Annotated in this window: 8 protein-coding genes; all 8 read right to left on the bottom strand. The window is 55.7% G+C overall.

All coding sequences use genetic code 11. From position 1 onward, the window contains the following. Window positions 1-79 precede the first annotated feature (79 nt). The 8 genes from B4U49_RS09635 to B4U49_RS09600 all read right to left on the bottom strand — a co-directional run bounded on the left by B4U49_RS09635 (window position 80) and on the right by B4U49_RS09600 (window position 10,085). Window positions 80-646, bottom strand: a complete 567-nt coding sequence (locus B4U49_RS09635) for a DUF3237 family protein (protein WP_078084387.1) — start codon at window positions 644-646, stop codon at window positions 80-82. Window positions 647-719: 73 nt separating this feature from the next. Continuing rightward, window positions 720-2,474: an amidohydrolase gene (locus B4U49_RS09630; protein WP_158078594.1), complete on the bottom strand. Its 1,755-nt coding sequence runs from the start codon at window positions 2,472-2,474 to the stop codon at window positions 720-722. Between the two features lie 96 nt (window positions 2,475-2,570). After that, entirely contained in the window at window positions 2,571-4,766 is a 2,196-nt protein-coding gene (locus B4U49_RS09625) for a TonB-dependent receptor (RefSeq protein ID WP_158078593.1), read from the bottom strand. Window positions 4,767-4,875: 109 nt separating this feature from the next. Then, window positions 4,876-6,141 (bottom strand): serine hydrolase domain-containing protein, encoded by a 1,266-nt coding sequence (locus tag B4U49_RS09620; RefSeq protein WP_078084384.1) that lies wholly within the window; start codon window positions 6,139-6,141, stop codon window positions 4,876-4,878. Between the two features lie 197 nt (window positions 6,142-6,338). Beyond that, window positions 6,339-7,472 (bottom strand): LuxR C-terminal-related transcriptional regulator, encoded by a 1,134-nt coding sequence (locus B4U49_RS09615; RefSeq protein ID WP_158078592.1) that lies wholly within the window; start codon window positions 7,470-7,472, stop codon window positions 6,339-6,341. Between the two features lie 189 nt (window positions 7,473-7,661). Beyond that, window positions 7,662-8,714, bottom strand: a complete 1,053-nt coding sequence (gene hypE, locus B4U49_RS09610) for a hydrogenase expression/formation protein HypE (RefSeq protein WP_078084382.1) — start codon at window positions 8,712-8,714, stop codon at window positions 7,662-7,664. Next, window positions 8,704-9,822: a hydrogenase formation protein HypD gene (gene hypD, locus B4U49_RS09605; protein ID WP_078084381.1), complete on the bottom strand. Its 1,119-nt coding sequence runs from the start codon at window positions 9,820-9,822 to the stop codon at window positions 8,704-8,706. The genes hypE and hypD overlap by 11 nt, the downstream gene beginning before the upstream one ends. A gap of 20 nt (window positions 9,823-9,842) precedes the next feature. Continuing rightward, complete coding sequence (locus B4U49_RS09600; RefSeq protein WP_078084380.1) at window positions 9,843-10,085, bottom strand: HypC/HybG/HupF family hydrogenase formation chaperone; 243 nt, start codon at window positions 10,083-10,085, stop codon at window positions 9,843-9,845. Window positions 10,086-10,107 lie beyond the last annotated feature (22 nt).

Genomic DNA, 10,107 nt, shown 5'->3' with positions numbered 1-10,107 from the left:
GATGTGTGATGTGTGATGTGTGAATGTGCCTGGCTCTTCAGCCAGGCATGTTCTAGCCCATTTGGCTTCAATCTCGCGCTCAGGCTGTCTGATTCATCATGTAGCACCCGATAAGCACGGCGTTTTCATTCTCTACATCATCAATGGTACCCACGAAGATGTTTTGGCTGAGCCAGTTGTGTTTACCCACGGATGTGCTGAATTTTGGCGATGTCAGACAGTAATAGTCTTCTGCCAACAGCTTGTCGCCAGCCTTTAACTTCTTGAGCCCATTGGCATTGGGGCGCCAGATTCCGGCGTTATCGATGATGATAGTCTCACCATCGTCGGTATTGAGCCGGTAAAGTGCGTTGATCATGGTTACACCGTCAGCGCGTTCGATGGACATGTCAGCACCGCCAGGAATCACCTTCCCTTTGAGTCCGCGGCCGCTGAAATGGCCGCCAATAATCGGGTAATTGATACGGTGGCCGTCAGCGGTTTTCCCCATATCCTCGGTTTCGCCGAGAGCCACATGGATTTGTAGCACCAGTTCTGCAGAGAGTTGCCGCTCCTCAGGAATATTCCCCAGTGGCTGTGCCCTGCTCGCTGTAGCCTTGGCAAGGCCGAGGCTACCTATACCTGCGACGCCGATGACGCCAGCCATGCCTCGTAAAGTCGCTCTTTTTGTAATATCAGTGTCCACGCTATCACTCCAGTATTGGTGGTCTATTTATGTGTTAATTTTTCTTATCAGCCTGCGACGTCTCCGCGGTATAGACGTAGTCTCCCGCAAGCATGGTCCGATACACTTCGGCTTGGTGAATCCGGTATCTATCCAGCGTAAAAACGTCATCCTGCATAATCACCAGGTCTGCAGATTTGCCTGCGGTAATCGAACCCTGAGATGCGGACCTCCTGAGCTGATAGGCCCCGTTTATGGTGTATCCACGGATGAGCTGCTCCAGAGTCAGTCTTTCTGAAACAGGTTGCATGATTTTTGCTCGTTCACCGCCCTTGAGATCCTGACGATTGAGGCCAATCTGCATACCGAGAAATGGCGTTGCACGATCCATTTCTTCTGGCACGACCACATCACTCGAAAAACTCACGGTCGCACCCGCCTCAAAGAATGACTTCGCACGCATTTTCTGCTCGTTGCGCTCTCCCAGGCTGGACGCGGCCCCCTGGAAAAGGTCGCCAAACCAGTGCGGGGTAAAGTTCGCCACTACGCCTAGTTGCTTGAAGCGCGGGATATCCTCCTCACTCACTAGCTCCAGGTGACACAGGGTAAGACGCGGGTAGTTCCATCCCCTCTGCTTTGCGCGTTCATAGGCATCCAGCGCTACCCGTGTTGCCCTGTCACCCACGACATGCATATGCAGATCGAGTTTTTCTCGATGCAGTTCGCGGATAAATTTGACCAGTCGATCTTCGTCAATGAGCGTGCCGCCGTGATTTCCCACATCGTCGGTAAAGTCCTGCAGCAGTGCTGAAGTCCTGATCTCGTGCACACCGTCGAAGTGAATCTTTACGGTATTGAAGTGCAGGTTGCGACCGCCATAGGTTTTTCGCAGCCGCTTGATTTCCGGGATAGCGCGACCAATCTGGCTCGGGAGATGGACGTGGTAGCTACCCTCGTAACGAAGTGGCAGGCGCCCTTCCCTGTCCATCTTCGCCAGCACGCTGTAGACCTTGTCGTGCAGTCCGAGGTTGCCGCCGTCGTACAGGCTGGTGACTCCCTGGCTCGAAAGATAACGAAGAAAGTGTTCGAGGTTGGCCGTGAGATCGGCCGTGGTTGCCTCGGACAACACCCGCTCCTGGATCGGCGCAGAGCTGAATTCCTTGATCCAGCCGGTGGGCTCGTTATTTTTATCCCGCTGGTAGTAGGCAAGTCCTGGTGCAGGGTCCGGGGCATCCGGCCCGATTCCCATCACTTCCAGCGCCTTGCTATTCAGCCACATACTGTGGCCAGAATCGTCCATCAGCGCTACCGGACGATCTCTGATTACTGCGTCCAGGCGCGCTTTGTGCGGGCCCTTAATGCCAAAGTCGGCGGTGCGCCAGAAGCCGGCAATAATGAATGGTACCTGCGGATTTTCGCTCGCGTAGCTATCCAGCCACTCCAGTAACGCCGCCGGTTCCGGGTCTGGCGCTGCCGCCATATCTGTAGAAGCAAACAGGGACAGAATTCCCGGGTGAGTGTGGCCGTCAATGAGCCCTGGCAACACCAGCCGGCCGTTTAGCGTCTCTACGACGGTCTCTGGCCCGATCCATGATTTGGCGCCATCGGGGTCTCCCACAAAGACAAACGTTCCATTTCGAATTGCGATTGCGCTCGCTTCTGGCCTGGCCGGATCAACCGTGTAGACCCGGGCATCGAGTAAAACGCGATCCGCATACCTGCTGTCCGCAGCTACCCCCGTGGTAAACAGAATGGATACCAGCACGCTGAGGACGCGGTGGCGAAAGACAGGAATTAGTTTTACAGGCATGGTACCTCCGCGACGACATCTCTCCCTGAAAAAAGCCGGATTGCGTCGCGACAATCCGGCAAAGGGAGTAACCATTAGGGTTAAGATGATTTTTTGTCAGAAAGCGATACTCAGACGCAGTCCATATTCCCGAGGCGCGCCATAGAATTCAGTGATGCCAAACTGGCCGGAGACGTATTGCTCATCGGTCAGGTTGCTGCCATAGGCGGACACTTTCCACTGGTCGTCCGTGAGGGATATGCTGGCATTGAGCAGGTCGCGGCTGGCCAGCGCATCAGACTCTGGTGAGTAAGCGAGGTAGGAATACTGTCGGTCTATATGGGAATAGCTGATCTGGGGCGTAAGGTAGAGGCCGCCATCGAGCGTATATTCGTAACTTACCGAAAGGTTGTAAGTTAGCTCCGGTGCGTATAACGCATCACCACCCGTGGTTGTCTCCATAAAGGGCCCGTAATCGAAACACACTGGCGGCATGGATGGCATACCTGCGGGGCACTGAGGACCGAGTGAACTGCCGGGGAGTGCCCGTGCGTTGATAAAGGTTTGGGCTGGCAGGTTTGACTGGGTGTAACCGAGATTACCGACGATTGACCAGTTCCCGAGCTGTGCCTGAACCTGCGCTTCCAGCCCCTTGATGGTCATGTCTGCGATATTTTCCGACCCCTCTACGCCGGTAGAAGGCTCCAGCACCGCAAACTGGAAGTCCTGATAATCGTTGTAGAACGCCGTCAACTGGGTGCGTATGCGATCATCAAATGCGCTGAACTTCCAGCCGAGCTCGTAGCTGGTTACAGTTTCTGCATCGAACTCTGACGAAATGGAGTTGAATCCGCCCGGCTTGTAGCCTGTGGACACCTGCGCATACACCAAGCCACTATCCAGGTAGCGGTTCAATGCAAGCTTCCCGGTAATCTGGTCGTCCCTGTAATCGCCACCGAGATCGCCCACCTGCAGGCCTTCAGCAGGGAATCCGGGGATACCGCGACCCACGAAAATACCGCCGTGCCCCTCTACCGCATAGGTAGATCGGCGCAGTCCTGTCTGCAGTTCCCAAGAGGGCAGGAATTCGTAGTTTCCCTGGGCGAATAGCCCGGTAACTTTTCGACGGTTGCCGCCGGGTATATCGGTTGGAAAGGCAGCTTGTGTATCGACAATCATGATGTCGATATCGGTTTCCTGGTAGTAGGCACCCAGTACCCAGTCAAACGGGCCGTCGACTGGTGAGATGAGGTTGATTTCCTGGCTCAGCTGTTTTTCATTGGCGAAATAATCTTCAACGATATCGCCATTTGCCGCTACTGGAGCGGTCGAACCATCCAGGTCCGAAATATTCGAGATGGCCTTGTCCTGATAGCCGGACACCGACCGCAGCTGCAGCCCACTTGCCAATGCGTAATCCAGCTTCAGGCTATACATATCCCCGCTGTCTTCGTAAGCCACATCTTCGTCAAAGGCATAGGTGAAAGGATCTTCAACGCGGAACGCTCCGTAGGTGGTTCCGGCGATCGGCTGGGCAGGATAGCCTCCCGTCTTGCGCTTGTTGGTTTGTGCCTTGAATAGCAGCTCGAGGTTTTCCGGGTTCCAAAGGATGCCTACACGGCCACTGTATTCTTCCAGCTTTCCTGCATCGTTCTCGAACGGCCCGATATCCTCGTAGTAGCTTTCGCGATTTCGGGTCAAGCCCGCAAAGCGTACGGCCAGGTCTTCGGTAACGGGAATATTGACCGCGCCCTCAAATCCGAGGCTGTCATAGTTACCGAGGGATGTCTCTGCGTAGCCCCCAAACTTTCCAAGCTCTGGAGATCGGGTATTAATGAAGATGGCCCCACCGGTAGAGTTGTTGCCGACAAAGGTGCCCTGTGGGCCGCGCAGTACTTCTACGGATTCGATATCGTAGAAGCTGTTCGATTGCACAATAGGGGGCTGGAAGAGTCCATCAATATAGGTGGCAACTCCCGTAGTGACATTCGGTGTATTGGTGGCAATGCCGATACCGCGAATGTTCACACTCAGGGTCGGGCCCGTATCCGTAATGGAGAGTGACGGAGAAGCGGACTGCAGATCCTGAACTTTGCTCACGCCGAGGTTTTTCAACATTTTGCTATTCAATGCCGTGGCGGACATCGGAATATCTTCCAGGCTCTCTTCACGGCGTTGTGCGGTCACCACCACTTCTTCGACGGTGGAGGCGGCTGTTCGTGGTGCCTCGGCCACTGGATCAGCAGTCTGCGCGAGCACATAGCTGCTGGCGGAGCCCAGTAGCGTAGCAAGGAGAATCTTGTTCTGCTTCATGGTCATTTCCTTATTTGACGATACTTATTTTTTTGAAATTGATGGATCGCATAGTTTTCGGCTCTCGTATTCCGCATAGGTTGGAGCGTCCCTGCTCCAGTCTCACCGGTTAAACCCTGTCCTTCCCTGGGTTCCACTTCGATGCGGCCTCAAAGAAACTGAACGTCTCACGCATGGCCGCCTCGTCCTTGTCTTCCGGCGGAAAATAACTGAGCTTGACGATGACCGTCGCGGTCGACGGATCGACAAAAATGAACTGCCCCTGCAAGCCGATTGCGGAGTACGCGGGCGTTTTGGATACTGTCCACCACTGGTAGCCGTAATCCATCGGTCCTTCTTCCGGGCCCGCGGGCTTTACCGATTCCCTGACCCAATCACGAGAAACAATTCGACGACCATTAATCTCTCCTTCATTCAGCATCAGTTCGCCTATCCTCGCGTAATCACGCAGGGTGGCATTGAAGCCAGCGCCACTGAACTCGCGACCCACGCCGGGCTCGCCATCCATAATGAAGAAGCCATTTGACTCCGCGCCCAGAGGTTCCCAGAGCCGGTTTGCCAGATATGAGGCCAGCGTGCTGCCGTCACTCACCCGCTCAACCAGCAGCCCCAGTACAGCGGTATCAATGGTCTTGTACTGAAATACTTTGCCGGGCGGATGCGCGCGTTCGATGTCACGTGCGGCGTCGACAAAGCGCACAACATTCTTCACCAGCGCCTGGATATGGTTGCGCGCAGCGATCCCCGGGCTGTCGAAGTCATAGCTCTCCTCGTAATCAACCCCTGAGCGCATTTGCAGGACCTGACGGATGGTGACCCCCTTGTAGGCGCCACTCTTCAGCTCGGGCAGGTAATCGGTAATATCATCGTCCAGGGACCGGATACGGCCCTCTTCAAGGGCAATACCGACCAACAGCGAAGTCAGGGATTTGGTCATCGACCAGCCCATAAAATGCGTGTCCGCTTTACTGTTGTTGAGATAGTTCTCGTAGACGATCTTTCCGTTTTTCATCACCAGCATGGCATTGGTGTAGGTTCGATCGAGGAACTCCTCCGGCTTGTAAGTCCTGCCCTCGAACTGGTAATCGAAGTCGAGCGCGCTATCCTCGCGAGGCAGTACGGACACATTGCCCGAGCGGGCCACGGTCCGGGTGGTAAACAGGGTTTCCATACTGCGGAACGTGAGCACGTTGATATCGGCATCATTCATATGCCAGCGGGCATTCTGGATAGCTACCGGCACATCGGACTCCGGTCCGACCTCGGCCACATGGGGGTCAAGAGCAAGCTGTGCGCTCGCCATTACCGGTATTAGACCCGCGGTAGCGATGCAGGCAAGGTTGATTAGAAAGCGTTGTTTATGGGTTTTGATCATCGTCCATTTACTCCTGGAAAGCCCGGACAGCGTTCTGTCTCAGTCGCTATAGGATGCTAGGGAGCCGTGGACTGGGTGTCATATCCAATATGAGATATGAGGGTGTAAATGTATGAAGGCGGAGAGGCAGATACGGGGATAGGAATGAACACCGGCCAGATGGCCCGGCCGGAAAATGTTCACCGGGAGGGAGTGGGTCAGTTAATGCTGTGCAGGGTCTTCGCGGAAATCGAGGCGCCCAGCAGCCGCACCAGTTCGGGCTGACGATGGACACCGAGTTTGGAGAAGATACTTTTCAACTGTATCCGCGCGGTGCCCGAGGAAATTCCCTGCTTCGCTGCGTACTCGTTCACTGCGCTCCCTTCGTAGAGCGCAACCGCGAGCCTGGCCTCGGCGGGCGTCAGCCCGAACAAGCGCACGACTTCAAGCGCCGAAAGGTCGCTTTTGACTCCGCTTTCAGAAATGTAGACCACGATCCCCTGGGACGTGCCAGTAATGGGTCTCCGGATCGGCACAGCCAATAACTGTAGCGGAGCATTCCATTCGGGCCCGATCTTTCCCACAAATCGCCCGCCGGACTCCTTTCTCGCGTGCTCTATCAGTTCATCAAGCAGTTGTTGGTCTTCGCGGGAACTGCAGCGCAACCGGCTTCCGGTCTGGGATACATGTTGACTCCGCCCAAGCACCTGGCGGGCAAGGGTATTGGCCCAGCGCAACTCTCCAGCGCCATCGAGGACCAGCACACCGGTATTGAACTGGTCCAGGGAATGACTCAGGAATTGGCTCTGCTCCTGCAGCTGGCCGATTTTATCCTGGAGGGAAACCGTCTGTTTGAGGTGGGGGGTCAGTAAATGCAGGAATCTTTCCTGGCCCTCGCTGAATTCTCGGGCATCGTCATAGCGCCGGTGAAGAATCATGCACAGATTGCGATCCTCCCCGTAGCGAACGCCGAGGATAGCTGGCCGCCCCAATCCCAGTAGCTGCATACGTTCCCGGAGTGCTTTGAAACGCGGGCTGTCCGCCGTCTTCTGACATTCGTCGCGAATGACGGTGCTGTCGGCCACTGGCGGTTGCACGTCACTCAGGTCAAGACGGGGGTTTTCATCGTTGTTGACCAGGCAATCGTGAGATTCGGCGTGCGTCGTGGAGATTGAATCACGCGCGACCCACTCCTGGGTCAGGCGATCGCCATCCCGTCGCAGCATCTGTACCACGACACTGCCCAGTTGCATCTCATCGCGAATCATATCCAGCGCGTGACACCAGTTGCCGGGCTGTTCGGCAGATCTGTAAAAACTGGGCAACAGCTGTTGCAGGAATTCACCCCGCATAAACACCTCATAAATCCAGACGAGCTTCCCTGCAGTTTCCATCGCTCCCGCGGGACCGGACAGTCACGCTCTTGGGAGGAAATCATGTCGGCGGCGTAGCCAAAAGTAACAGACTCCGGCCCGACTTGAATTTGATGCAAACTGTGGGCCACTTCTCAGAGGCCTGGATCAGAGCCGCGGTGTGGAGAGCTAGCAGATTCTGGGCAACTGCTCACCGGGTAGACGGTACAGTAGCCGTTCACAGCCTAATGGATTCCGCAGGGTGACATCCGCACTGGTCAGGCTACGGACCCGACCAATGACGCGGCTGCCTGTGGAGACCGGAATCGCTGCCAGGATGTTAAGCGCTTGCTGTTGCTGTTGCGCCGGCACAAACAGGATGAAGCGGCCTTCGTTGGCGACATACATGGGATCGAGCCCGAGCAGTTCACAGGCGCCCAGCACTGGTTCACTGACCGGAATACAATCTTCCTCGACCTGTATGCCCATACCTGAAGTCTCCGCCAGTTCCACCAGCGCGGTAGCAAGCCCACCCCGTGTGAGATCCCGCAAACAATGGACCTCGACTCCGGCCGCCAACAGCGCCGCGACCGGATCGCACAGTGACGCACAGTCGCTGAGCAGCGGGCTTTCAAACTCAAGGCCTTCACGCTGAGCCATGACCGCCATCCCGTGCCGGCCAATATCGCCGGAGAGAATTATCACATCGGAAGCAGCGATTTGCTGCGGAGAGATTTCCCGAGTCGCCCCGAGCACGCCGATTCCGGAAGTGTTGATATAAACCCCGTCGCCCTTGCCCTTCTCCACGACTTTTGTATCTCCAGTCACCAGCTGTACCCCGACTTCTGCAGCGGCAGTGCCCATGGAATACATGATGCGCGCAAGGGTCCGGATAGGAAGCCCCTCTTCCAGGATCAAACCGCAACTCAGGTACTTCGGACGGGCGCCACTCATGGCCAGATCGTTGACCGTGCCATAGACGGCAAGCTTTCCAATATCGCCACCGGGGAAGAACAGCGGAGACACTACGAAAGAGTCGGTGGTAAAGACCAGGCTCCCCTTGTCTACCGGTAAGCTTGCGCTGTCATGCCCCTGTTGAATCCAATGATTGTCGATATAGGGAAAAATAAAATCCCGCAGTAAATGCTGGGTAAGTTCCCCGCCGCTGCCATGGCCCAGCCGAACCACTTCTTCGGATTCAGTGGCCAATTGATCCAGCGGAAGCGGACACTCAATGTTCATGGCGGGGCTCCTGGTGATGATGTGGGCGAGTGCCGTATCGATAATAGGCCGCGCAGGGACCTTCGGTAGATACCATCGGCGCGCCCAGAGGGCTTTGCGGACGGCACCTGTTACCGAAGTGCGGACAGTCATCGGGTTTGCTCAGGCCTTGCATGATCCGCCCACTGATACAGCCACTGGTGTCCTCCCGACTCTGGAAATCCATCGGGAATCGCTGGCCGGCATCAAAGGCCGCGAACTGCTGGCGCAACCGCAATCCGCTACTGTTGATCTCCCCCACCCCGCGCCAGTTCTGGGTAGATATTTCAAATACCTGCTGCAACATGTCCCGCGCAGGGATATTACCTTCGCTGGAAACCGCGCGTGCATACTGGTTCTGTACTTCATACTTGCCCTGCTCTAGCTGCCGCACACACATCAGGAGACCTTCGAGAATGTCCAGGGGTTCAAACCCGGTAACCACGATGGGACGCCGGATTTTGTTCGCGAGAGGCAGGTATTCTTCAAAGCCGGTAATTGCACAGACATGCCCGGCAGCAAGAAACCCCTGAACCCGCGAGTCCGCATCGGCGCAGATGGTGTCTATGGCTGGGGGGACGAGGAACTGGGATACCAGCAGGGAAAAATTGGTTACGCCTTGCCGTTGGGCTTGGTACACCGCCATGGCATTCGCCGGCGCCGTAGTCTCAAAGCCGATTGCAAAAAATACGACCTGGCGATCCGGGTGTGCCCGTGCGAGCTCCAGTGCATTCATCGGTGAGTAGACCGTACGCACATCCCCACCCGCGGCCTTTACCGCCAGCAGATCGCGGTTTGTTCCAGGAACCCGCAGCATATCGCCGAAGGAGCAGAAGATCACATCAGGCCGTGAGGCAATGGCAATTGCGTGATCGATAATCTCGAGAGAGGTCACACACACCGGACAGCCGGGGCCGTGCAGCAGTTCTATCTGTGGCGGAAGTAACTGCTGCAATCCATATTTGGCAATCGCATGTGTTTGTCCGCCACAGACTTCCATCAAAGTCCAGGTCCGTGTGGTGGTGCGGTGCAACTCGGCAACAATCTTTTGTATGCTCTCTCGCCCGCGATATTCATTCAGATATTTCATCGGATTTTCCCCTGGTGATTTCACTCGAGATCTTCCAGATCGCCGATTTCCTGTAGATAGCGAAATACCCGCTTTGCTTCGTTTTCATTAATGACACTTATCGCAAACCCCACATGCACGATAACGTAGTCACCAACTGCAACTGCCGGCAAAAAGGCGATATTGATTTCCTTACTGATACCGCCGAACCGAACCCGGGCACTGCGTTCCATGGGTTCACTATTCAGTATTTCTTCTACAAGACCGGGAATTCCAAGACACACGAGTGACTACCCTCCTCTGGTA

The sequence above is a fragment of the Microbulbifer mangrovi genome (genome assembly GCF_002009015.1).
GTDB classification, from domain to species: Bacteria; Pseudomonadota; Gammaproteobacteria; order Pseudomonadales; family Cellvibrionaceae; genus Microbulbifer; species Microbulbifer mangrovi.
The sequence above is the reverse complement of the archived record's forward strand: the minus strand, read 5'-3'. Positions and strand labels throughout refer to the sequence as shown.

Excerpts from the sequence above, each read along its gene's own strand:
- B4U49_RS09635 (WP_078084387.1), bottom strand. The coding sequence starts at position 646 with ATGGCTGGCGTCATCGGCGTCGCAGGTATAGGTAGCCTCGGCCTTGCC.
- B4U49_RS09630 (WP_158078594.1), bottom strand. The coding sequence starts at position 2,474 with ATGCCTGTAAAACTAATTCCTGTCTTTCGCCACCGCGTCCTCAGCGTG.
- B4U49_RS09625 (WP_158078593.1), bottom strand. The coding sequence starts at position 4,766 with ATGAAGCAGAACAAGATTCTCCTTGCTACGCTACTGGGCTCCGCCAGC.
- B4U49_RS09620 (WP_078084384.1), bottom strand. The coding sequence starts at position 6,141 with ATGATCAAAACCCATAAACAACGCTTTCTAATCAACCTTGCCTGCATC.
- B4U49_RS09615 (WP_158078592.1), bottom strand. The coding sequence starts at position 7,472 with ATGCGGGGTGAATTCCTGCAACAGCTGTTGCCCAGTTTTTACAGATCT.
- hypE (WP_078084382.1), bottom strand. The coding sequence starts at position 8,714 with ATGAACATTGAGTGTCCGCTTCCGCTGGATCAATTGGCCACTGAATCC.
- hypD (WP_078084381.1), bottom strand. The coding sequence starts at position 9,822 with ATGAAATATCTGAATGAATATCGCGGGCGAGAGAGCATACAAAAGATT.